Annotated in this window: 22 protein-coding genes; 9 read left to right on the top strand and 13 right to left on the bottom strand. The window is 66.0% G+C overall.

Annotated features, from left to right (window positions below):
• Positions 1–70 precede the first annotated feature (70 nt).
• On the bottom strand, positions 71–1,012 hold the full coding sequence (locus VNN77_05445) for an LLM class flavin-dependent oxidoreductase (GenBank protein HXG50838.1): 942 nt from the start codon (positions 1,010–1,012) through the stop codon (positions 71–73).
• A gap of 284 nt (positions 1,013–1,296) precedes the next feature.
• Here VNN77_05445 and VNN77_05450 point away from each other — a divergent pair, with 284 nt between their 5' ends.
• The 5 genes from VNN77_05450 to VNN77_05470 all read left to right on the top strand — a co-directional run bounded on the left by VNN77_05450 (position 1,297) and on the right by VNN77_05470 (position 7,407).
• Positions 1,297–2,817, top strand: coding sequence for an ABC transporter substrate-binding protein (locus VNN77_05450; protein ID HXG50839.1), 1,521 nt, complete (start codon positions 1,297–1,299; stop codon positions 2,815–2,817).
• Between the two features lie 86 nt (positions 2,818–2,903).
• Positions 2,904–3,905 carry an ABC transporter permease gene (locus tag VNN77_05455; GenBank protein ID HXG50840.1) on the top strand — a complete coding sequence of 334 codons (1,002 nt, stop codon included), beginning with the start codon at positions 2,904–2,906 and terminating at the stop codon, positions 3,903–3,905.
• Positions 3,874–4,758: an ABC transporter permease gene (locus VNN77_05460; GenBank protein HXG50841.1), complete on the top strand. Its 885-nt coding sequence runs from the start codon at positions 3,874–3,876 to the stop codon at positions 4,756–4,758. The genes VNN77_05455 and VNN77_05460 overlap by 32 nt, the downstream gene beginning before the upstream one ends.
• Positions 4,759–4,902: 144 nt before the next feature.
• The gene (gene pyk, locus VNN77_05465; protein ID HXG50842.1) at positions 4,903–6,306 is read left to right on the top strand and encodes a pyruvate kinase; all 1,404 of its coding nucleotides are present in this window, start codon (positions 4,903–4,905) and stop codon (positions 6,304–6,306) included.
• An 84-nt stretch (positions 6,307–6,390) separates the two neighbouring features.
• Positions 6,391–7,407 carry a cupin domain-containing protein gene (locus VNN77_05470; GenBank protein HXG50843.1) on the top strand — a complete coding sequence of 339 codons (1,017 nt, stop codon included), beginning with the start codon at positions 6,391–6,393 and terminating at the stop codon, positions 7,405–7,407.
• Positions 7,408–7,494: 87 nt separating this feature from the next.
• Here the strand turns inward: VNN77_05470 and VNN77_05475 are convergent, their stop codons facing one another.
• The 8 genes from VNN77_05475 to VNN77_05510 all read right to left on the bottom strand — a co-directional run bounded on the left by VNN77_05475 (position 7,495) and on the right by VNN77_05510 (position 15,304).
• On the bottom strand, positions 7,495–9,006 hold the full coding sequence (locus tag VNN77_05475) for a beta-ketoacyl synthase N-terminal-like domain-containing protein (protein HXG50844.1): 1,512 nt from the start codon (positions 9,004–9,006) through the stop codon (positions 7,495–7,497).
• Positions 9,007–9,081: 75 nt separating this feature from the next.
• Entirely contained in the window at positions 9,082–10,050 is a 969-nt protein-coding gene (locus VNN77_05480; GenBank protein ID HXG50845.1) for an electron transfer flavoprotein subunit alpha/FixB family protein, read from the bottom strand.
• The gene (locus tag VNN77_05485; GenBank protein ID HXG50846.1) at positions 10,051–10,830 is read right to left on the bottom strand and encodes an electron transfer flavoprotein subunit beta/FixA family protein; all 780 of its coding nucleotides are present in this window, start codon (positions 10,828–10,830) and stop codon (positions 10,051–10,053) included.
• 110 nt (positions 10,831–10,940) lie between these two features.
• Positions 10,941–11,135: a hypothetical protein gene (locus tag VNN77_05490; protein ID HXG50847.1), complete on the bottom strand. Its 195-nt coding sequence runs from the start codon at positions 11,133–11,135 to the stop codon at positions 10,941–10,943.
• Positions 11,136–11,148: 13 nt separating this feature from the next.
• The gene (locus tag VNN77_05495; protein ID HXG50848.1) at positions 11,149–11,871 is read right to left on the bottom strand and encodes a Phenylacetic acid catabolic protein; all 723 of its coding nucleotides are present in this window, start codon (positions 11,869–11,871) and stop codon (positions 11,149–11,151) included.
• 91 nt (positions 11,872–11,962) lie between these two features.
• Complete coding sequence (locus VNN77_05500) at positions 11,963–12,958, bottom strand: beta-ketoacyl-ACP synthase III (GenBank protein ID HXG50849.1); 996 nt, start codon at positions 12,956–12,958, stop codon at positions 11,963–11,965.
• Complete coding sequence (fabF, locus tag VNN77_05505) at positions 12,955–14,199, bottom strand: beta-ketoacyl-ACP synthase II (protein HXG50850.1); 1,245 nt, start codon at positions 14,197–14,199, stop codon at positions 12,955–12,957. The genes VNN77_05500 and fabF overlap by 4 nt, the downstream gene beginning before the upstream one ends.
• Positions 14,200–14,275: 76 nt before the next feature.
• A complete protein-coding gene (locus VNN77_05510) occupies positions 14,276–15,304 on the bottom strand; it encodes a histone deacetylase (protein ID HXG50851.1) in 1,029 nt (342 codons plus the stop codon).
• 322 nt (positions 15,305–15,626) lie between these two features.
• Between VNN77_05510 and VNN77_05515 the strand changes: the two genes are divergently transcribed.
• Complete coding sequence (locus tag VNN77_05515) at positions 15,627–15,893, top strand: twin-arginine translocase TatA/TatE family subunit (protein ID HXG50852.1); 267 nt, start codon at positions 15,627–15,629, stop codon at positions 15,891–15,893.
• A 22-nt stretch (positions 15,894–15,915) separates the two neighbouring features.
• Positions 15,916–16,638: a twin-arginine translocase subunit TatC gene (gene tatC, locus VNN77_05520; protein HXG50853.1), complete on the top strand. Its 723-nt coding sequence runs from the start codon at positions 15,916–15,918 to the stop codon at positions 16,636–16,638.
• 145 nt (positions 16,639–16,783) lie between these two features.
• Here the strand turns inward: tatC and VNN77_05525 are convergent, their stop codons facing one another.
• From VNN77_05525 to VNN77_05540, 4 genes are all read right to left on the bottom strand, one after another.
• Entirely contained in the window at positions 16,784–17,332 is a 549-nt protein-coding gene (locus tag VNN77_05525) for an arginine decarboxylase, pyruvoyl-dependent (protein ID HXG50854.1), read from the bottom strand.
• Between the two features lie 72 nt (positions 17,333–17,404).
• Positions 17,405–17,908 (bottom strand): biotin/lipoyl-containing protein, encoded by a 504-nt coding sequence (locus tag VNN77_05530; protein HXG50855.1) that lies wholly within the window; start codon positions 17,906–17,908, stop codon positions 17,405–17,407.
• Between the two features lie 149 nt (positions 17,909–18,057).
• Positions 18,058–19,599: an acetyl-CoA carboxylase biotin carboxylase subunit gene (gene accC / locus VNN77_05535; GenBank protein ID HXG50856.1), complete on the bottom strand. Its 1,542-nt coding sequence runs from the start codon at positions 19,597–19,599 to the stop codon at positions 18,058–18,060.
• Positions 19,600–19,705: 106 nt separating this feature from the next.
• A complete protein-coding gene (locus VNN77_05540) occupies positions 19,706–21,256 on the bottom strand; it encodes an acyl-CoA carboxylase subunit beta (protein ID HXG50857.1) in 1,551 nt (516 codons plus the stop codon).
• A 308-nt stretch (positions 21,257–21,564) separates the two neighbouring features.
• Here VNN77_05540 and VNN77_05545 point away from each other — a divergent pair, with 308 nt between their 5' ends.
• Positions 21,565–22,749, top strand: coding sequence for a Xaa-Pro peptidase family protein (locus tag VNN77_05545; GenBank protein ID HXG50858.1), 1,185 nt, complete (start codon positions 21,565–21,567; stop codon positions 22,747–22,749).
• Positions 22,750–22,782: 33 nt separating this feature from the next.
• Positions 22,783–23,355: HEAT repeat domain-containing protein (locus VNN77_05550; GenBank protein HXG50859.1), on the top strand; the 573-nt coding region annotated here is incomplete at its 3' end.

Genomic DNA, 23,355 nt, shown 5'->3' on the forward strand with positions numbered 1-23,355 from the left:
CGAGCCGTCTTCCGTCGAGATACCAGGATCGGATGCCGTGGTTGGACCGCCGATCGCCATCGGCGGCCGGCTAAACGCTCGACAGATGCGGGGCGATCTCCGCGGCGCAGATCTCCAGATGCTCCATCTCGTCGAACATCGGATTGAAAACGATGCCGCGCGCTCCCGCCCGAACGATCTCCCGGATTCTTTCCGTGCACTCGCGCACGCCGCCCCAGACGCAGACTTTCGGGCCGAGATCCGGATTGCCGTACCGGCGCCCGAACCATTCCCGCAGGCGCCGCTCCGCCCGCTGCCTGTCGTCGTCGACCGCCAGGTAGACGCGCTTGGAGACCGCGAAGGTCTCCGGATCGCGGCCGGCTTGCTCGAGAAGATCGCGGATACGCGACGACTCGCGGACGAACGCCGACGACGAGGACGAGCCGGCGCCCATCCAGCCGTCGCCGTACCTGACCGCGCGCCTGAGCGCGTTCTCGTGGTGCCCGCCGAACCAGATCGGCACGTGCGGTTTCTGCACCGGTTTGGGCTCCATGGGTACGCCATCGAAGCTCCAGAACGTTCCATGAAAGCTGGCCCTCGGCTCGGTCCAGAGAAGCTTCAGGATCGCCACCGCCTCGGTGAAGCGCCGCACCCGCCGCTCGCGGCCGTAGCCGAAGATCTCCTCGTGCGATCCGAGATGGCCGCCTCCCAGGCCGATGCCCAGGACCGCTCGCCCGCCGCTCATGCAGTCGAGGGTGGCGATACTTTTCGCGAGCTGAAGGGGATTGCGGAGCGTGAGCAACACCACAGAGACCCCGAGGCGGACCCGGTCGGTGATCGCCGCGGCATAGCTCAACAAGCTCACCGGCTCGAGCATGGAAAAGTCGCTCACGATCCGCTCCTGGAGCCAGAGGCTGTCGTAGCCGAGCGCTTCCGCCCGGATCGTGAACTTCCGCACATGCTCCACGTCGACCGGGCCGTCGAAGAAGAACTGGGGAATCTCGATGCCGAAGAAAAGTGGTTTTGGTTCCATGAAGGCCGCGGGGCATATCTTACCACGGAGAGGATGAAGGACAATCGATTTCCCTCTTCGTGTCCTTGCGCTCTCTGCGGCCTCCGTTCCTCACCCCACCGCAGCGCGCTCGCTTGACACACCCGAATTGCTGAGGATACAAGAGGCATCGAAGAACATGCGCGGCCGGGGTGCACCGGCGCCGGTGAACGGCAGGCTTTCCCGGGCGGCGGCGAATCATCCCGTCGAGGCGGGCAAGCGGCCCTCGATCGGGCGCGGCCCCGGCTTCGCTCCGGGAGGGCGCTATGCAGACGTTCGTTAAAATCTCGCTATCCGCGGTCCTGGCGTTTCAGTTGATCGCTGCCGCGCCCCTCGCGGCGCAAACGCGGGTTTCCATCGGCGTCACCGAGACGATCGAAACCCACAACCCCTACGGCGACAGCGTCTCGCTCCTTTACGGGATCTGGAGCGAGGTCACCGGCCCGTTCTGCACCTACAACTACGTCAAGGGCGATTTCGAAGGCCGGCTCGCCGAACGCTGGAAGGTCGAAAGTCCGACCATCTGGGTCTTCTATCTCAACAAGAACTACAAGTTTAACGACGGCTCGCCCGTCACCGCCGACGACGTCGTCCACTCGCTGACGAGGCGGGTGATCGGCGATCCCCAGAGCAAACAAAAAGCGTCCGTGGCGGGCCCGATCGTGAAGGCGGAAGCCGTGGATCGCTACACGGTCAAGTTCATCACCGACAAGCCCGCGGCGCCGCTGCTGTCGTTCGTCTGCGACCGCTTGATCGTCACCAGCAAGGCGATCTTCGACAAGCACGGGCGCGACGCGGCGGATCGCAACTACATGCTGGGCGGCGGCCCGTACAGCCTGAAAGAGCTGGTGCCGGGGCAGCGCCTGGTCATCGCCAAGCGCAAGGACCATCCGGAGGCGAAGAAAAACCCGCGCGCCCCCGACGAGATCGTTTACCGGGTGATGCGCGAGACCGAGCAACGGGTCACCGCGCTGCTCAACGACGAAATCCAGATCGCGCAATTCATCCCGCCGCATCTCCGCCACCGTGTCGAGAAAGCGCCGAATCTCCGGATCACGCCGGTCGACTCGATCGAGATCATGTTCCTGGCGATGCAGCCCAAGCCACCCTTCGACAAAAAGGAGGTCCGTCAGGCCGTCTGTCACGCGATCAACCGCGATCAAATCATCAAGACGCTCCTGGAAGGCTTCGCCAGCCGCCTCGACGGCCCCATCGGACCGGGGCAGTACGGCTACGACCCGAACTTGAAGCCGAAGATGAACTACGACCCGGAGAAGGCGAAAAAACTTCTCGCGCAGGCGGGCTATCCCAACGGCGTCGACGTCGAGCTGCAAACCCCCGTCGGGCGCTACACGCTCGACAAGCAGATCACCGAGGCGATGGTCCCGATGCTGAACGCCGTCGGCATCCGCACCCGGCTGCTCACGCCCGAGTGGCCGACGCTTTGGGCGAACGTGCAGAAGGGACTGGTGCCGTTCTACTATATGGGCCGAGGCTCGGTGCAGGACCCGAGCGCCGCCTTGCATCAGTATTTCCACACCGGCGACACGCCCCGGATCGGTTATTCCAATCCGAAGCTCGATGAGCTGCTGGACAAAGAGCAGGCCGAGTTCGACCCGAAGAAGCGCCGGCAGTATCTGTCGCAGGCCATGAGCCTCCTGACCGAGGAAGCGCCGGCGTGCTTCATGTGGCGCCACAAGCTGCTCTGGGGGCTCCACAAGCGCGTCGATTACAAGCCGCTGCCCGACGGCCGCATCTACGGAATCGACATGAAGGTCACCAGGTAGCGCCCGGAGCGCCGTCGCGGTTCGCGCGGCAAGCCGCCCCCGGCCTGCGGAGCGCCGGCCCGAGGCGGCTGGAGAAACTTGTCGAAATGGCCGCTTACCTGACGAGCCGACTGCTCGGCACCGTCCCGGTCATCCTCCTCATCAGCCTTCTGGTATTCGGCCTGATCCACGCGGCACCGGGCGACCCCACGCTCATGCTCCTCGGCGAAGAGACCAATGCGGAGGCGGTCGCCCGGGCGAGGGAGCACTGGGGGCTCGACCGCCCCCTGTACGTGCAGTACCTGAAATTTCTCGCCTCGACGCTTGCGGGAGATTTCGGCACGTCGTTCAAGTTCGGCGAACCCGTAAGCGGAGTGATCCGGCAGCGTCTGCCGGCGACCGTCGAGCTGGCGCTCTGCTCGATCGTGATCGCCGTGCTGCTGGCGATCCCGCTCGGAGTCTGGGCGGGGGCGAAGCCCAACTCCTGGATCGACAATCTCGGTACGACGTTCGGCCTGTTCGGCATCAGCATGCCGAGCTTCTGGCTGGCGATCATGCTGATCCTGCTGCTGGCGGGAACGCTCAACATCCTGCCCACCTCTGGCCGGAGCACCTACGGCGTCGCCGGGCCGGAAATCACCGGTTTTTACCTGATCGACAGCCTCCTGCAACGGAACGCGGCCGCGGTCTGGGATGCGCTCACGCACGTCTTCATGCCGGCGCTCGCGCTGGGGGTGAACATGCTGGGAATCCTGATGCGCGTCACGCGCTCGGCGGTTCTCGAGGTGATGAACGAGGAATACGTCGTCACGGCCCGCTCCAAGGGCCTGGCGGAGAGAGCCGTCATCTGGCGGCACGCCGCCAGCAACGCGTTGATCCCGGTCATCACCGTGGTCGGGCTCGAGCTCGGAACGCTGCTCAGCGGCTCGATCATCGTCGAGACGGTCTTCGCCTGGCCGGGAAGCGGGAGCCTGCTCATCTCGGCGCTCAACGCGCGCGATTATCCGCTGGTCACCGGTCTGGTCATGGTTTACACGGCGGCCTTCGTGCTCATCAACTTGATCATCGACGCTCTCTATGCGGTCGTTGACCCTCGCATCCGATATTAGCGCGCCCGCCGGGATCCTGTCCCGGCTCCCGGTGAAGGCCTGGACCGGCGGCGTGATCGTCCTGATCTTCATCGCGGTCGGCATCGCCGGCCCGGCGGTAGCGCCCCACAACCCCAACCGCCAGGAGCTCACCGCGATGCTGAAGGCACCCGAGGGCCTGGGATCGGCGCACGTGCTCGGTACCGACAACCTCGGACGCGACATCCTGAGCCGCGTCATCCACGGCGCCCGGGTCTCGCTGCTGGTGGCGTTCGCGGTGGTTTTCATCTCGGGGCTGATCGGCGTCGGCCTGGGAGCGGTCTCGGGCTATTTCGGCGGCAAGGTGGACTTCGTCATCCAGAAACTCGTGGAAGTGGTCTGGGCGTTTCCGCCCCTTTTGCTCGGGATCACGATCATGGCCTTTCTCGGCCAGGGGCTCGGGAACCTGATCTTCGCGCTCGCCGCCCAGCGCTGGATCCCGTACTGCCGCGTGGTTCGCGGCCAGACGCTCTCCCTGAGGTCGCGCGAGTTCGTCGTCGCCGCGCGGTGCCTGGGCGCCGGCAGCGCGAAGATTATCCTTCGCCACATCATCCCCAACCTCGTCCAGACGTCGCTGGTGATCGGAACGTTCGCCATGGCCTCCTCGATCATCGCTGAAGCCAGCCTGAGCTTTCTCGGCGTCGGCGTCCCTCCCGAAATTCCCACCTGGGGGACGATGCTCGCCGATTCGCGGATCTACATCAGCACCGCGTGGTGGCTGCCCCTCTTCCCCGGTCTTTGCATCTTCATCACGGTCCTGGGCATCAATCTGCTCGGCGACGCGCTGCGCGATCTCCTCGACCCGCGTCTGAAGCGCGCCGGCTCCGGCATCTGAGCCGGCCCTTGCGACGGCTTCCGGTTTCCGGTTCCTGGTTTCCGCTTCCTGTTCTTCCCGGTCGTCGGTCTTCGGTCTCCGGTCTTCGCCCTCAGGCGGTTCGAGCTAATTGATTCCTCCCGAAGCTCATGTAGATTAAGGAAAATGCGCAGAACAAAGATCGTCTGCACGATCGGCCCGGCAAGCGCCTCCGATCGCGTGCTCAAGGCGCTCGTCCACGCCGGAATGGACGTGGCCCGGCTGAATTTCAGCCACGGCGACTACGCCTTCCATCAGCGGACCATCCGGAAGATTCGCCAGATCGCCGCCGCGGCCGGCCGTACGGTGGCGATCCTTCAGGACCTCCCGGGGCCGAAGATCCGTCTCGGCCCCGTCGCGGGCGACCGAGTGCGGCTGCAGAGCCGCAGGCCGTTCGTCCTTACGGCGCGGAAGATTCTCGGCTCGGAGACGGCGGTATCGGTCGACTACCCGCGATTCGCGCGCGGCCTGAAGAAAGGCGATCCGATCCTGATCGGCGACGGCGAGATCGAGCTCGAGGCGATCCGCGTCGGCGAGCGGGAGGTGCACTGCCGGGTGGTCGTGGGCGGAATTCTCGGCTCGCACAAGGGAATCCACTTTCCGCGGAGCAACCTCGACGTCCGCTCCCTCACCCGGCGCGACAAGCAGGATCTCGAGTTCGGCATCCGCCACGGGGTGGACCTGGTGGCCCTTTCTTTCGTGCGCAGCGCCGACGACGTCGTCTACGCCCGGCGCGAGATGAAAAAACACGGCGCCGCGATCCCGATCATCGCCAAGATCGAAAAGCACGAGGCGCTCGACCACATCGACGCGATTCTCGAGAAGGTCGACGGCATCATGGTCGCCCGCGGCGATCTCGGGCTGGAGATCGCCCCCGAGCGGATCCCGGCCATGCAGAAAATGATGATCCGCAAGGCGAACCGCCTCGGCAAGCCCGTCATCACCGCCACGCAGATGCTGCGCTCGATGGTGCAGAATCCGCGCCCGACGCGCGCGGAGGTGGCCGACATCGCCAACGCGGTGCTGGACGGCACCGATGCGCTGATGCTCTCCGAGGAGACCGCCGCCGGCGACTACCCGGTGGAGGCGACGCGCACGATGGCCCAGGTCGCCGAGGAGACCGAGCACATTCTCGAGCCTCGCTACGAGTTCGCCGCCGGCAAGAAGAGCATCCCCGAGGCGATCAGCTTCGCGGCGATTTCCCTGGCGCGGGATCTCCAGGTCAAGGCTTTCCTGATCCCGACTTCCTCGGGAAGCACCGCGCGCATGATCGCCCGCTACCGGCCTCCCCATCCCATCGTCGCGATCAGCCCCGAGCCGCGAACGGTCAAGACGCTCTCCCTGGTCTGGGGCGTCTATCCGGTGGAGGTCGGCTCGTTCAAAAGCACCGACGTGATGCTGCGCATCGCGCAGAGAAAGGCGCTGCAGCTCGGGCTCGTCAAGCGCGGCGACCTCGTGGCGATCACCGCCGGCCTGCCGCTGCACCAGGCCGGAACCACGAACATGATCACGGTAAAACCGGTCGAGTAGCGCCGGCCTTTCGCGTCCGGGTCGGGGTTGCAACGGCCGGGCCGGTTGGGCTACTTAGGCGGTTGGAGCCTGCGGAGGTGCGTTATGGCCGACGCGCTGAAGGCGTTCGAAGAGGAGCTGGAGCTCAAGAACTTCAGGGGCTACTGGCAGAACGTCCAGGGCGACGTCTATCGCGAGCCCGTTCCTTCCTACGAGCCCTGCCTGTGGAAAGGAAAAGACCTCTTCGCCGCCATCGAGAAAGCCGGCGAGGTGGTCGGGCTCGATCTCTCCTTCCGCCGCGTCATTCAGCTGCGCAATCCCTCCCTCAAGAACGGCACGTCCCGCACGATGGTTCTCAACCTCCAGATGCTCAAGCCGGGCGAGCAGGCTCTTTCCCATCGGCACATGGCCGGCGCGATCCGTTTCATCCTGAAAGGGCACGGCGTGCGCCTGATCGTCGAGGGGGAAGCGTTCGAGATCGGCGAAGGCGATTTCGTGACGACCCCGAGCTGGACGTGGCACGACCACGAGAACCACGGCGGCGAAACCATGCTGTGGCTCGACGGCCTCGACGCGCCTCTCGTGCGTCTTCTCGAAACCGACTTCCACGAGCCCGATCCGCGGAAAAAGCAGCCGGTCACCCGGCCGGAGGGATTCACGCCGGCGACCGTGGGCGCTCTGCGCCCCGCCTGGGTCCGGCCGAACTCGCCGCAGCCGCCGGCCTATTGCTACCGGTGGGAGGCGACCGAGCTCGCCCTGAGCAAGGTCGGGGAACAGCCGGGCGACCCGTACGACGGAATCGTGCTGGAATACGCCAACCCGCTCACCGGGGGACCGACGCTCCCGACCATGTCATGCCAGATCCAGATGCTGCGCCCGATGGAACGAACCCGCGCCCACCGCCACACCTCCTGCGCCATCTACCACGTTTACCGGGGCGCGGGCGCCACGGTGATCGACGGACGGCGCTACGAATGGGAGAAGGGCGACTCCTTCGTCGTTCCCCACTGGCGCCATCACAGTCACGAGAACCGGTCGAAGGATCCGGCGATCCTTTTCGTGATGTCCGACAAACCGGTGATGGACGCCCTCGGCCACTACCGGGAGGAACCACGGTCATAGTTTTCAACAACCGCCTGGCCGGCGGTAGGCTGGCTTGCGGTTTGCGGAGCGGTTGAACGGCTTGAACCACCGGCCCTTCGGCCGGTCCTACGTCGGCAGCTCGCCCAGGCGCGGACGGCGCCAGCGCAGGCCCCGCTGTAGCAGCTTTCGCACCGCTTCCTTTGCGATTTCCAGCCGGCTCTTGACCTTGAATACGTAGAAACCGTCGCCGCGCCTGAGGTAGACCTCGCGGCCGATCTTCAGCTGGCGGCTGTCCTTGCCCTGGGCGATGACCAACCGGCGGGCGTGGTCGCGGATCAAGGCCAGCGCCAGCGGCGGACTGAAGCCTTCCGGGGTGACGTGAAGCACGGTGAACGTCTCGATCTCCCCTTCGCTGCCCGCAGGCTCCCGGCGGGGAGCCTTTTTCGGACGGTCCACCGGGACTTCGAGGGCGGCCGGAAGCCCCGGACTGTGCACCGCGCGGGCCCCGGCGCGCTCCAGGATCGTAACGAAGTTGTTCGTCGCCAGCCCCCCGGTGCTCTGCGCCAGCCCCCGCATGAACTCACGGTTGCCCGCGCCGTGCCCGCGCAGCGCCTTGGCGATCTCGACGACCTGAGCCAGGCCGCTCGCTCCGACCGGATGGCCGCGCGCCTTCAGCCCGCCCGAGGCGTTGACCGGTAGAGGTCCGTCGAGCGCGGTCTTCCCGGCGAGCGCCGCCTCGCCCCCCTTTCCCGGAGGAAAGAAGCCGAGATCTTCGGTGGAGATGATCTCGAACGGGGTGAAGGCGTCGTGGACCTCCGCGATGTCGATGCCTTCGGGCGAGGTCTCCGCCATGCGGTAGGCCCGTGCCGCCGCGATGCGAGTGGCCGGAAACGAGACGAAGGTCTCTCTTTCCGCCATGCTCACCGGCCCGGTTCCCTGCCCGATCCCGGACAGGCGCACATCGGTCCTCTCGGCGGTCAGCACGAGCGCGGCCGCGCCGTCGGTGATCGGAGCGCAGTCGAAACGCCGCAGCGGGGTGGCCACGAAGTCGCTCGCGAGATACATCTCGCGCGTCACCGCGTTCCGGAAGTGTGCCAGGGGATTGTGCGACGCGTTGAGGTGGTTCTTCAGCGCGACGGCGCAGAGCATCGCTTCCATGCGCGACCGGGAGAGGCGAAAGTGCTGCCGGTACTTTTCGGCGATCATCGCCGCCAGTGCCGGCATCGTCGCGCCGCACTGGCGTTCCTCGCGGTCGAGCACGCCCGCGAGGACCCGCGTCGCCGCCCGCGTCCCGAAGTGGGTCATCTTTTCGCCGGCGACCACCAGCACGCGGCGGTGGCAGCCCGACGCGATCGCCTGAACCCCCGCGTAGAGCGCCGCGGCGCCGCTCGAGGAGGCGGTCTCGATGCGCACCGCCGGCCGACCGGTCAAGCCCAGCGCGTCGGCGATGCACGACGCGATGTTGCCGTCGCCGGTGAACTCCTCGGCCGCCATGACACCGATGAAGATCGCATCGACGTCCTGGCAGCGCCCGGATTCCAGGGCCTGCCGGGCGGCGTCGCAAAAGATCGCCGGCAGGGGCCTCGGATCCTTTCCGAACCTGGTGATACCGATGCCGTCCACGAATACCGGCTTCATGGCTTCAACCTAGCGCACCCGGGCCGCGATATCCACCGCGGTCCCGGACGCCTTGCTGACCCGAAGGGAATCGCGTCAGGCGCCCTTGCGCTTCTTGAGCTCTTCGATGAGCTGGGGAACGACTTTGAAGAGATCTCCGACCACGCCGAAGTCGGAGTACTGGAAGATGGGAGCGTCCGGATCCTTGTTGATCGAAACGATGTACTTCGAGGTCTTCATTCCCGAAAGGTGCTGCACCGCCCCCGAGATGCCGCACGCGATGTAGAGGTCGGGCTTGACGGTCTTGCCGGTCTGACCGATCTGCATCGCATAGGGAACCCACCCCGCGTCGACGGCCGCCCGCGTGGCGCCGACGGCGCCGCCGAGCAACTCCGCCAGCTCCCTGAGCATGGCGAAATTTTCCTCCCCTTTGAGCCCCCTCCCACCCGAGACGATGGTTTTCGCCCCGTCGAGCTGCGGCCCCTCGCGCCGCACCGCGACCCTTTCCTTCACGCGAGCCTTGCGCAGGGAGGCGTCCGCCGGAGCCGCGACCTCCTCGATGACGAGAGGTTGCTCGTTGACCTTCGGCTCGAAGGATTTCGGCCGGACGAGGAGCAGCTTGGGCCCGGAGCCGACCAGCGTGCTCGTGTTCAGATAGCTTGCGCCCAGCGCCGGAATCGTCGCCTCGACGCTTCCGTCCTTCAGGGTGAAATCCCCGACGTCGCTGATCGCCCCGCAGTCCAGCCTCGCGCTCAGATTCGCGGCGAGGTCACGCCCGCCGTAGCTCGAGGCGAACAGCACCACGGCCGGCCGGTGCTTCTCGATCAGCTCGGCGACGGTTTGCGCCGCCGGGAGCGTCAGGTAATCGCGGTAGACCGGATCGGCGCAGCGGTAGATCTTGGAGGCCCCGTACTTCGCCAGAGTGGCGGGGGCGTCATCGGGTGCCGGGCCCAAAAGGATCGCCTCGGCCTTTCCCGTCTCCGCCGCCTTGGCGAGCATTTCGAGCGTGGTGGGAGAAACCCGCTCGTCGCTCAATTCCGCGTAAACCCAGATGACGTCCGCCACTCAAATCACCTTGATTTCGGCCAGAAAATCCGCAATCTGCCTGCCGCCGTCTCCTTCGTCGGTCACGATCTTCCCCGCCTGGCGCTTCGGCGGCCGGCCGATCGTCAGCACCTTTTCCTTCGCGCCCTTCTCGCCCACCTGGTCGGGGCTCAAGCCGAGATCGGCCGCGGTGTAGACCTTGATCTCCTTTTTCTTGGCCGCCATGATCCCCTTGAGCTGCGGGTATCTCGGCTCGTTGATCCCGCTGCTCACCGCGACCAGCGCCGGAAGCGTCGACTCGACCACGTCGAAACCCGACTCGCTCTGCCGCTTGATCGTGATCCTGTCCCCTTCCACCGCGATTTCCTTGGCGAAGCTCAAGGGCGGCACGCCGAGCAGAAAAGCGATCTGCCCGGGAACGATCCCCGAGTAGCTGTCGCTGCTCTCCGTGGCGCACAGGACGAGGTCGAAGGGCTGCTTCTTGATCGCCGCCGCCAGCACCTTGGCGGTCCCGAGCGTGTCCGAGCCGGCGACGGCGTCGTCGAGAATGTGAACGGCCGAGGTCGCTCCCATGGCCAGGGCGTTGCGGATGCCGATCGTCGCGTCGGCGATGCCCATGGTGATCAGCGTGACGGTCCCCCCGTGCTTTTCGACCAGCCGGAGCCCTTCCTCGACGGCGCACGCCGCCGCCGGATCGAGCTCGTGGGCGACCCCCTTGCGGACCATCCGCTTCGTGGCGGGATCGATCTCGATGGTAACGGTGCTGGCCGGAATGACCTTGCCGCAAACGACGATGTTCAAAGGAACCTTGCTCCTGCCTCTTCAGGGTTGCGATCGGACCGAGACGCGGCGAAAGCGCTCTCGTCGGCGCCTTCGATGACGGCCAGCTTAATCGGTGTTCTTCTGGACGGTCAGTTCCGGAGCCACTCCGCGACGTTGCCTTCCATGACGACGTCCAAAATTTCCTGGCAGTCGTGGATCGCCTGCTCGACGAGCTTCTCGTCGTCCTTCACGTGCGGAATCGCCCGACTGACGGCGTTCTGGATCGCCTGAATAAATTCCTTGAGCTGCTGATCCAGTGCTTCGGTGTTGGGTGCCGGTTGCATGACAAGCTCCCTGTTACAGGTAGAGCCGGCCCTTGTAGGGATCGGGGATGGTCAGGCCCATCTGCCGCAGCAGGGCGTCGACCTCGTCCTTGTACTGCTGGCGCGCCACGGCGTTGGGGCGCCGCTTCAATCCCCAGTAGATGTAGCGCTCGGACCGCTTGGATTCGGACTTACCGAACATGTCCAGCCCCTTCACGTACCAGTAATCCACCGCTTTCTGGATACGTTCCTTGTGCTCGCCGCCCTTGGCCGCATACTCCGCCGTCTTGTTCGTTCCAAAGTCGATGTGCCCTTCTTCCTCCCGGATGATTTGCGGATCCTCGACGAGGCGGGCGAGCGGCTGGTAGCTGGCGCCGATGAATTCCTCGAGCTGGTAGCGGCCCACCCGGTCGATCAGAAAGCCGAAGACGGCGTAATCCTCCCACGTCGTGATCGTGCCGCGGAACGCTTCGACGTAGCGTTTCTCGTTCGGCCAGCTGAGCACGTAAGAGACGTCGACCCCGACGTCGCCGGCCAGCTTCGCCATCTTTCTGAAGTGGTCCATCTCCTCGGCCGCGGTGCGGGCGACGATCAGCTGATCGAGCCGGCTCGGGGCGTTCGGCAGAATGTGCTTGACGTACAGGTTGGGACCGCCGATCTCGCAATCGGCCTGAATCGCCAGGACCCTGCGCAGCAGGTCCTGATACTCCGGGTCCTGTTTTTCGAAATCCTCGAGCTCTACCTTGTCCGTGAACATCCGGCCTCCTCGCGCAAGTTGCGTTGAATATCGCTTAAGCCATCAAAACTCTTAACAAAAGGACCTCGACAAATCAACCGTAGCGGCGCCGCTAGAACCTGATCACCGCCGCGCCCCAGGCAAAGCCGGCTCCGAACGCGTTGAGCAGCACGATGTCCCCCTCCCGGATCCGCCCCTGTCGCCTCGCCTCGTCGAGCGCAACGGGAATCGAGGCCGCCGACGTATTGCCGTACCTGTCCAGGTTGACGACGACTTTTTCCATCGGCACTCCGAGGCGCTCGGCCAGCGCGACGATGATCCGGCGGTTCGCCTGGTGCGGAACCACGAGCGAGACCTGCTCGATCGAGACGCCGGCCTCCGCGAGAGCTTCCCGGCTGACGTCCTCCATCGAGCGCACCGCGATCTTGAAGACCTCCTTGCCGTTCATCGTGATGGTGTGCTCGTTCCTGGAAACGGTCTCGGGCGCCGCCGGCTTCAACGAGCCGCCGGCGGGAACGTACAGAGTTTTGACGTAGGAGCCGTCGGTCCGGAGCTTCGTGCTCAGGATTCCGCGCGAGCCGTTCTCCGAGGCGCCGAGGACCACCGCGCCCGCGGCGTCGCCGAACAGGATACAGGTCGTACGGTCCCGCCAGTTCAGCAGCCGGCTCAACGCGTCGGAGCCCACCACCAGGACCTTGCGGACCTTTCCGATCCGGATGAACGAATCGGCGACGGAGATGGCGTTGAGGAAGCCGGAGCAGGCGGCGCTGACGTCGAACGAAAAGGCGTTGCGCGCCCCCAGCATGTCCTCGAGCACGCACGCCGAGGATGGAAAAGGGTAGTCCGGCGTAACCGTTCCCATGATGATCGCGTCGAGCTCCTCGGCGGCGACCCCCGCGTCGTCGAGCGCCCGCTTCGCGGCGTGAAAGGCCATGTCCGCGTTGCCCTTGCCCTCTTCGAGAACACGTCTTTCCTTGATGCCGGTGCGCACCGTGATCCAGTGGTCGCTGGTGTCCACCATCATTTCCAGATCGTGGTTCGTGATGACCTTGGACGGGACCTCCGACCCGGTCCCGAGCACCACGCTCCGCCTCTGCGAATCCCTCATTCAGCCCTCCTCAGTACGATGCAAGCGTTGGTGCCGCCGAAGCCGAACGAGTTGGAAAGAGCCACACGGAGATCCGCTTTGCGGGCCTGATTCGGCGTATAGTCGAGGTCGCACTCGGGGTCAGGATTCTCGTAGTTGATGGTCGGCGGAATGATTCCGTGGTAGAGCGCCAGCACCGAGTAGATTCCTTCCACGGCTCCGGCGGCCCCCAGGAGATGGCCGGTCATCGACTTCGTCGAGCTCACGGCCAGCTTGTGGGCGTGCTCGCCGAAAACCGCCTTGATCGCCTGCGTCTCGTTCGCGTCGTTGTACTCCGTCGACGTGCCGTGGGCGTTGATGTAGTCGACCTCCTCGGGGCGGATTCCCGCGTCCCTCAGCGCCAGGCGCATGCAGCGCGCCGCGCCCTCGCCGCCGGGAGAGGGCGAGGTCATGTGATGGGCGTCGCCGTTGGCCCCGTAGCCGACGATCTCGGCGTAGATCTTCGCCCCGCGTCTGAGCGCCCGCTCCCGCTCCTCGAGAATGAGAACGCCGGACCCTTCAGCGATCACGAACCCGTCGCGGTCGCGGTCGAAGGGCCGGCTGGCGCGCTCGGGCTCGTCGTTGCGGGTGGAAAGCGCCTTCATCGCGCTGAACCCCCCGACCCCGAGCGGCGTGATCGCCGACTCCGCGCCGCCGGCGATCACCGCGTCCTGCAACCCGCGCGCGACCAGGTGAAAGGCCTCCCCGATGGCGTGGGTTCCCGACGCACACGCCGAGGTGGGCGTCCAGTTCACCCCTTTGGCGCCGTAGCGGATCGCGATCTGCCCCGGCGCCAGATTCGAGATCGACTTGGGAATGAAGAAGGGCGATATCTTTCGCGGCCCGCCTTCAAGGTAAGCCTTTTCCGTCGCTTCGATCGTTTCGATGCCGCAAAGCCCGACGCCGATGATCACGCCCACGGATTCGGCTTCGGCGGGATCGATCTTCAGGCCGCTGTCCTCCATCGCCATGGCGGCAGCCGCCACGCTGTACTGGATGAACAGATCCATCTTCTTGATCTCTTTCGGCTCGATGAAGGCGTCGGCGCGGAAGTCGGGCACCTGCCCGGCCACGCGCGAGGGAAAGGCGTCGACGTCCGCAAAGCGATCGATCTTCCGGATCCCAGAGCGCCCGGCGACCAGCGCTTCCCAGTTTTTTTGCACACCTGTGCCCAGGGGGGTTACCAGCCCAAGGCCCGTCACGACGACTCTACGCGGCTCGATCTGTCTCACGGCAGTGTCCGGAGCAATGACCCTAATAGATAAATCAGAGCGGCGAAAGGGTCAAGCGACAGGAGATTTACTGATACTTTTCGCGCACTTGCCGGATCCTGCGCAGAACGGTCGAAATCCGGCCGGGCGTGCCTCCGGAGGAATCCTCTACGCCCGCGGCGCCGCGCTGCATGCATTCGAGCACCGCCGCCGTGGAGTTCCTGAGGGCGCTGAGATCGTAGCCGCCTTCGAGCAGGCAGGCCATCCGCCCGCCAGCGAACTCGGACGCCACCCCCACGAGCATCTGCGTCATTGCGGCAAAGCCGTCCTCGGTCACCGCCATCCCGCCCAGCGGATCGCGCCGGTGCGGATCGAAGCCCGCCGAAACCAGAACCCAGTCCGGCTGGAACCGATTTGCGGCGGGCACCACCACTTCCCGAAACGCCTGGATGTACTCGGCGTCGCCGCATCCCGCGGGCAGCGGAATGTTGATGGTGTATCCCTCCCCCTCCCCTTCGCCCGTCTCCTCGACGCCGCCCGTGCCCGGATAGAACGGGTACTGGTGCGTCGAAACATAAAGGACCGAGGGGTCGGCGTAAAAAGCGTCCTGCGTGCCGTTGCCGTGGTGCACGTCCCAATCGACGATCAGAACTCGACCGGCGCCGTGGCGGCGCTGCAGATAGCGGGCGCCGATGGCGACCGTATTGAACAGGCAAAAGCCCATCGCCCGGTCCCGCAGCGCGTGATGTCCCGGCGGCCGCACCAGCGCAAAGCCGTTGCGGCACTCTCCGGCGGCGACGGCGTCGAGCAGCCGGAGAAAACCGCCGACCGCGAGCAGGCCCACGCCGAAGGAATCGCGGCAGGTGATCGTATCGCCGTCGAGGGCGAAGCGGTTGGCGCGAGACGTGGAAGCGACCAGATCGACGTAGTCGGGGCCGTGACAGAGCTCGATCTCGTCCCGGCTGGCGGCCCGCGGCGGCAGGCGCTCGAAGCGGTTCCGATCCAGCTGCTCGCCCAGGTCGAGCAGGACCTCGATGCGCTCCGGACGCTCCGGATGGCCGAAGCCCGGGTCATGTTTCAGATAATCGGCGTCGACGACGATCGCGGTGCGGCTCATGACTTACGCTTATCATCCGGCCCCGGGAACGACAACCTCGTTCGAACGGGCGGCGCAGCACGCGGGCTCGGCTCCGCCGTGTTCCGTTTGCTTGCCAAGGTCCCGGAAATCGCATAGTTTACTAACAGCTCAGCTGGCGGGTAGACACCGTCGAAGGTGGGTCGAGACCTGAAGAACGCGGGAACGTCCTCGGAGCAACGGGTGACGGCCTGCGAGGCTCCGGCCTGTCGGCCGCGGTTGGCTGGAAGGTCTCCGCCGCGAGCCACCATGATACGGTGTCCGCGTACTTGCGAGCTCGCTGAATAGGGGTCGGAGGCCTTCGATGTTTGGCATCGGCATGCCCGAGCTTCTTCTGATTCTGGCGCTGGCGCTCATCGTGCTGGGGCCGAAGAAGCTGCCCGAGCTCGCCAGGGCGCTCGGCAAGGGGCTGGCCGAGTTCCGCCGCGCCGCCGACGACCTCAAGGAAGAGTTCCGCCAGATGGAGCAGGAGATCGATTCCGCCTCTCCTCCGCCCCCTCCCGACGACGAGGTTTCCATCAAGTCCCCCGGCCCGGCCCCCTCGGCGGAAAGTGAACCTAAAGCAGGATAACGAGCGCCCCCAGGACGTCCAGATGCCGTTTACCGCGCATCTGGACGAGCTGAGGACCCGGCTCATCAGGTGCGTGCTGGCCGTTGCGGTGGCCTTCGTCGGGTGCTTCGCGGCCGCGGAGCAGATCTTTTCGCTTCTGGCGGCGCCGCTTCGGGCGCTGCAAGCCCCCGGGATGGTCCTGATCGGGACCGCGGTCGCCGAAGCGTTCCTCACGAAACTGAAGATCTCCCTGGTGGCGGCCGTGGCCGTCGCCCTCCCCGTGCTCCTCTGGCAGGCGTGGCAGTTCGTCGCCCCCGGCCTCTACGCGCACGAAAAGGCCTACGCCCGAAGCTTCGTGGCCGCCGGATCGTTGTTCTTTCTCGCCGGCGCGACCTTCTGCTACGCGGTCGTCCTGCGTTACGGGCTCGGTTTTCTGCTGCACCGCTACGAGGCCATTCGGGTGCGGCCGATGATCCACACCGCCGACTACCTCGCGCTGGTCGCACGCCTCGTGCTCGCCTTCGGGATCATGTTCCAGCTCCCGGTCGCAGCCTACTTCCTCGCGCGCGTCGGGCTGATCGACCACCGCTTCCTGACCCGCTACTTCGGTTACGGCCTGATCGGGATCGCCGCGCTCGCGGCCGTCCTCACGCCTCCCGACTTGATCTCGCAGGTGCTGCTGATGGTGCCGCTCACCGTCCTTTACGGCGTAAGCATCGCCGTCGCCTATTTCGCCGGTCGGCCGCGAGAAAACGAGGAGCGTTAAGGATGGCCGGCTGCCTGCGAGGCACCGGCCCAACGGTCGCGCTCCGAAGGTCTCGGCCCGCGCGCCGCCCCGATACGACGACTACACGCTTGCCGGCTCGCCCATAGAAACCGCGTGCCGGGGCAGGCGGGAAGCCCCGGGGCGGTCAGTCGTCGTTGATGAAGACGCACGCGGCGAAGACGGTGGTCCACAGCCCGTCTTTGTTGCCGATGGCGGATTGAGTGATGTTGGTGGTGCGGACGATCTTGCCCGACATCTTGAAGAGGTTTTCGCGCTCGTCCCACGCGGTGTCGGGATCGAACTCGATGCCGAGCGTGGTCGCGAGCATGCTCGCGGCGAGATCCTCGGCGTACTCGCCGGCCTTTTCTTCGGTTTCACCGAACGAGTGGTGCTCGGAGAGATAGCCGTACTGCTCCTGGTCGGCCGGGATGGCGACGCCGACCGAGGCGGCGACCAGACGGTTCGGCTCGTTGGTGCTTTCGCGGTCGTAGACGCAGAAGACGATTTCCCCCGGACGCAACAGCTTGATGCCCTCCTCCTTGGAGATGCGCTTGCAGTTCGGCGGATAGATGCTCGAAACCAGCACCAGGTTGCAGGACGCCAGTCCCGCGGTTCGCAGAGCCAGCTCGAATGACGCGAGCTTCTCTTTGTGCACGCCGACGCCTTTGGTGAAAAAACATTTTTTCGGGATCATTTTTCGGCCGTCTATAGCATGAAAGCTCGCGCGTGACAATAAACCACGGCACGAATTTCCGCCCGGAGCGCGTCATTCCACGACCACGAGCACGGCTCCCGCTTCCACTGTGTCGCCCGCCTTCACCCGGATCTCCTTGATCTCGCCCGCGATCGGGCTGCGCACCTCGTTTTCCATCTTCATCGCCTCGACGATGACCAGCCCCTGCCCCTTTTCCACCGCCTCGCCCTCGCCGACAAGGACGGCGATCACCTTACCCGGCATCGGGACCGACACCTGCTGGCGCCCCTGCGGCTGGATCCCGGACTGCGAATCGCCCAGGCGCACGCGCCGCTCGTCGACGAGGTGGACCCGGTAGGTGCGCCCGTCCACCAGAACGCGGTACTCGTCCTCCGTGTTGTCGACCTCGACCTCGAACGAGCGGTTGTCGACGATCAGCGAGTAGTTGGTGCGCCCGGTCTTCTTGCCGTCCACGAGAAACTCGTTGCCGTCGACGGCGATCCGGTAGACGGATTTCCCGATTTCCTCGATCTCGACGGTGTACGTCTGATCCGCGAGCTTCGCGATGTAAGCCATGGTGGCCGGTTCAACAATAAAGATCGTTCAAGCCGTTCAAGCTGTTCAAACCGTTCAAGCCGTTCAAGCCGGACCGCGAAGCGGCAGACCGGGGGCCGAAGACCGGGAAGAACAAAAACCAGAAATCAGGGACTGGACCCCCCATGTGATTATCGACGCCTCCAGCCGCGGCCCGGAAAGGCCGGCAGCGATCGGAGCGCCGTCCGCTTCCCCTGCTCCCGCCACCTCGAGGGCTGCGACGCTCCTTTCGCCAGCAGCCCCAGCGCCAGCTCGTGCTCGCGGTGCAGGGCGGCGATGGCCGCCGAGGCGAGGGCGATTTCCTTGTGCGGATAGACCTCCTCCTTGCTCGCCGAACGGTATTCCTCGTCGATGAAGCCCGTGTTGAAGTCGCCCGACATGAAGCGCGGGTGGCGCAGGATCCACTGGTGAAAGGCGATATTGGTCTTGATGCCCCGCACCTGATACTCGCGCAGGGCGCGCCGCATCCGCAGAATCGCCTCGATCCGGTTCTCGCCCCAGATGATCAGCTTGGCGATCATCGGATCATAGTAGATGGAGACCTCGGCCCCCTCGTAAACGCCGCAGTCGTTGCGCACGCCGAGGCCCTCGGGCAGGCGCAGCCCTTCGATCTTTCCGGGACAGGGCATGAAATCCGCCTCCGCGTCCTCGGCGTAGATCCGGCACTCGATCGCGTGGCCGGTCTGCGTGATGTGCCGCTGGCGCCACGGCAGGTAGCCGCCGCTGGCGATCTCGATCTGGGCCTTGACCATGTCGATGCCCACCACCCGCTCCGTCACCGCGTGCTCGACCTGCAGCCGCGTGTTCATCTCCAGGAAGTAGAAATTCCTGTCCTGGTCCAGCAGGAACTCCAGCGTCCCGGCGCCGACGTAGCCCACCGCCCGCGCCCCCTGGATCGCGATCCGGCCGATCCGCCGGCGCGTGCGGTCGTCCAGCCCCGGCGCCGGGCACTCCTCGATGACCTTCTGGTGTCGTCTCTGGATGGAGCACTCGCGGTCGTAGAGATGGATCACCCGCCCGTAGCGATCGGCGAGAATCTGGATTTCGATGTGGCGCGGCCGCTGTATGTATTTTTCCACGTAGAGACGGGGATCGCCGAACGATGCGGCGGCCTCGGAACGCACCGCGCGATAGGCCGAGGAGACCTCGCGGCGCGACCGCACCAGCCTGAGCCCCTTGCCGCCCCCTCCGGCCACCGCTTTGAGCATGAAGGGGTAGCCCGTCGCCTCGGCGGCCTTCACCACCTCGTCCTCGGAATTCAGGATGCCGTCGGACCCCGGCACGACGGGAACGCCGGCGGCCTTCATCGCCTGGCGCGCCTTGACCTTGTCGCCCATCTGCTCGATGACGTCGGGCGACGGGCCGATGAAGACGATCCCCTCCTTCGTGCAGCGGCGGGCGAACTCGGCGTTCTCCGCGAGAAAGCCGTAGCCCGGATGAACCGCTTCCGCGCGGCTCTTCCTGGCGACCTCGAGAATCCTGTCGATGCAGAGATAGCTCTGCGTGGACGGGGCCGGACCGATCGGATAGGCGTAGTCCGCGTACTTGACGTGAAGCGACTCGCGGTCCGCTTCGGAGTAAACCGCGACGGTCTCGATGTCCAGCTCGCGGCAGGCGCGCGCGATCCGCACCGCGATCTCGCCGCGATTGGCGATCAGGATTCGCTTAAACATCGCCCTCCGCGCCTGAGCGCGGCGACGTCGCTCGCGGCGCACCCCGCCGGCTCCCGCCCGCGCGGCACGCGGCCGCGCATCCCCGTTGCCGCGTACCCATCTTTGCTCAAAGCGGAATGTTGCCGTGCTTCTTCGGCGGATTGTGCTCCTGCTTGTTCCGCAGCATCTCCAGCGAGCGGATGAGCATCGGCCGCGTGTCCTCCGGGTAGATCACCGCGTCGATGTAGCCGTGCTCCGCCGATTTGAAAGGATTGGCGAACTTGTCGCGGTACTGGCGCACCAGCTCGTCGCGAGCCTTGGAGGGATCGGCCGCCTTCCGGAGCGCGTCGCGGAAAACGATGTTGATCGCGCCTTCGGGCCCCATGACCGCGATCTCGGCGGTCGGGTAGGCGAGATTGATGTCGCCGCGGAGGTGCTTGCTCGACATCACGATGTAGCCGCCGCCGTACGCCTTGCGCGTCACCACCGTCACCTTGGGCACCGTCGCCTCCGCGTAGGCGTAGAGCAGCTTGGCGCCGTGGCGGATGATGCCGTCGTACTCCTGCGAGGTCCCGGGCAGGAAACCCGGAACGTCGACGAAGGTGACGATCGGGATGTTGAAGCAGTCGCAGAAACGGATGAAGCGCGCCGCCTTGACCGACGCGTTGATGTCGAGGCACCCCGCGAGATTCGCCGGCTGATTGGCGACGATCCCGACCGAGCGCCCGCCGAGCCGCGCGAAGCCGACCAGGATGTTCGGCGCGAAGTCGGCCTGAACCTCATAGAAGTAGCCCTCGTCGATCACAGCCTTCACGAGCTCCTTCATGTCGTAAGGCCGGTTGGGATTGTCGGGAACCAGGTCGCGCAGCCTGCGGTCGCGCCGCAGCGGATCGTCGGTGGTGGGGACGAACGGCGGATCCTCCTGGTTGTTCCCCGGCAGGAACCGGATCAGCTCGCGGATCATCAACAGGCAGTCTTTCTCGGTGTTCGAGGCGAAATGCGCCACGCCGCTCTTGACCGTGTGCGTGTCCGCGCCGCCGAGCTCTTCCTTGGTCACCTCCTCGTGCGTGACGGTCTTGATGACGTCGGGCCCGGTGATGAACATATAGCTGTTGGTCTTGACCATGAAGATGAAGTCGGTGATCGCGGGCGAATAGACCGCGCCGCCGGCGCACGGCCCCATGATCGCCGAGATCTGCGGCACCACCCCGGACGCCAGCACGTTGCGCCGGAAGATCTCGCCGTAGCCGGCGAGGCTGACGACGCCTTCCTGGATGCGGGCGCCGCCGGAATCGTTGATGCCGATGATCGGCGCGCCGTTCTTCATCGCCAGATCCATGACCTTGCAGATCTTCTCCGCGACGACGCCGCTCAGGCTCCCGCCGAAGACCGTGAAGTCCTGGGAGTAGACGTACACCAGGCGGCCGTCCACCGCGCCGTACCCGGTAACCACCGCGTCGCCGGGAAATTTCTGCCGGTCCATGTCGAAGTCGGTGCAGCCGTGCATGCGGAGCCGGTCCAGCTCGACGAAGCTGCCGCTGTCGAGCAGGATGTCGATCCGCTCGCGCGCCAGCAGCTTTCCCTGCTCGTGCTGGCGCCGGGCGCGCTCTTCGCCGCCGCCGGCTTCCGCCCGATCGTTGAGTTCGCGCAATTTCTCGAGGTTGCTCGTAGCCGTCATGCAGAAAAATTCCTTGAGGTCGAAGTAGACGCGCGTGGGATCTTGGGTGCGGGCATCATAACAAAGTCCCCCCGGGTGTCAACAGAATTCGCCCCGCCGCAGTCGCGGCTCGACGGAAAAAGCATCTTCATTCGAGCCGCCGAACCGCCCCCGGACAGCCGCCCGGATCGCGTCCCTGGCCGGACGTGAACCGGAATCGGGAGCCGCGGTTCGGCGACCTGCGATTCGCGGCCGGCGATGCGGCCGGTTGCGGCGGCCGCGTGAAATTGTTAGCTTGAAGCTTCCGCCGACGACCGCGATCGCAAGCGATGGGACGACCCGAAGGCTCCCGACAACCCTCTTCTCCGGCGCCGACGCGCCCGCTCGCCGCCCACCAGGCCCTCCTGATCGTTGCCGCGAGCGAGAGCGACGCCAACATGCTCTACGCCTCCGGGTTCTTCGCGCCCGACCCCTTCATCTTCTTCCAGCACCGCAAGCGGAAGTACGTCGTCATGAGCGACCTCGAGATCGACCGCGCCAAGAAGCAGGCGCGCGTCGACCGCGTCCTGTCGCTCTCGGCTTACCAGCGCAGGCTGCGGCGCGCGGGGAAAAGCGCCCCCGCGCTGATCGACGTCCTCGATCTGGTGCTCCGGGAGCGCGGGATCCGCGCGGTGATCGTTCCCGCCAATTTTCCGGCGCTGCTCTCGGACCAGCTGCGGGCCAAGGGTTTCAGCGTCCAGATCCGAAAGGATCCGTTCTTCGCCGAGCGCGAGATCAAGAGCCCGGCCGAGGTCCGGCACATCGAGGAATCGCTGCGCATCGCGGTGCTCGGGCTCGAAGCCGGCCTGCGCGCGTTGCGCCGCAGCCGCATCGGCCGCGACCGCTACCTCTACCTCAACGGCGCCCGCCTGACCTCGGAAACCCTGAAGAGCATCGTGAACACCGCCATGATGGCGCGGGGCTGGGTCCCCAGCCACACCATCATTTCCTCGGGCGACCAGTGCTGCGACCCGCACCACGAAGGCAGCGGGCCGATCAGGGCGCACACGTCCATCATCTTCGACATCTTTCCGCGCTCGCAGAAGACCGGCTACTACGGCGATCTCAGCCGGACCGTGGTGCGCGGGCGCGCCTCGGACCGCCTCAAGGAGATCTACGCCGCCGTGCAGGACGGCCAGCGGCTCGGCTTCGAGCTGATCCGCGACGGCGCCGACGGGCGGGAGATCCACCGGCGGATCGTCGATCTGTTCGAACGGAGGGGGTTTCGCACGGGCAAAATCAACGGGCGGATGCAGGGCTTTTTCCACGGAACCGGGCACGGCCTCGGTCTCGACATTCACGAGCCGCCCCGCATCGCTCCGGTCGAAGCCGTGCTCAAGAAGGGGCACGTGGTGACGGTCGAGCCGGGTCTCTACTATCGGGGGATCGGCGGCGTGCGGCTCGAGGACGTGGCGCTCGTCACCGCGACGGGCAGCCGCAATCTGACCGACTGCCCGCAGTTCCTCGAGATCTGAAGCCCGCGGGAGCCGGCGGGAGAACGGGCTGCCATGATGGAGCGGGACGAAGCGATCGCCGGGCATCTGGCGGCCCTCGAGTGTGAAGACAAGATGGTGATCCGGCGCGGCGTCGACGGCTTGATCGCGCTCGCCGGCCGGAGCCCCGGGCTCGTCCCGCTTCTTCGGGAGCTTCTCTCCGATCCGCGGCGCAAGCACCGGTGGGCTCTCGCCTACGTCCTCGGCCACGTCGCTCCGCCCGCGCCCGCGGCAGTCGAAGCCCTGCTCGAGGCACTCGGCCATCCCGAGCCCGACATCCGCTGGGCGGTCGCGCTCCTGTTGATCCGGCTGGGAAAGAGCCACCCGGCGATCGCCGCAAACCTGGTCGCGCTCAGCCGCGACGGAACGGCAACGCAGCGCCGCATGGCGGTCTACTGCATCCGGGACGTCGGCGTCCCCGGCCCGCCCGCGCGCGCCGCCCTGGTTCGGGCTCTGGGCGATACCGATCCGCTGGTGCGTCTCGCGGCCCTCGCCGCTTTCAAGAACTGCACCGGCCCCGACGCGGAAGTCGAGCGCCTGTTCCTCGGGCTTTTTTTACGCGATCCGCACGACGGCGTGCGGAACGCC

The sequence above is a fragment of the Candidatus Zixiibacteriota bacterium genome (genome assembly GCA_035574315.1).
In the GTDB taxonomy this organism is placed as follows: Bacteria; Desulfobacterota; Binatia; order UBA9968; family UBA9968; genus DATLYW01.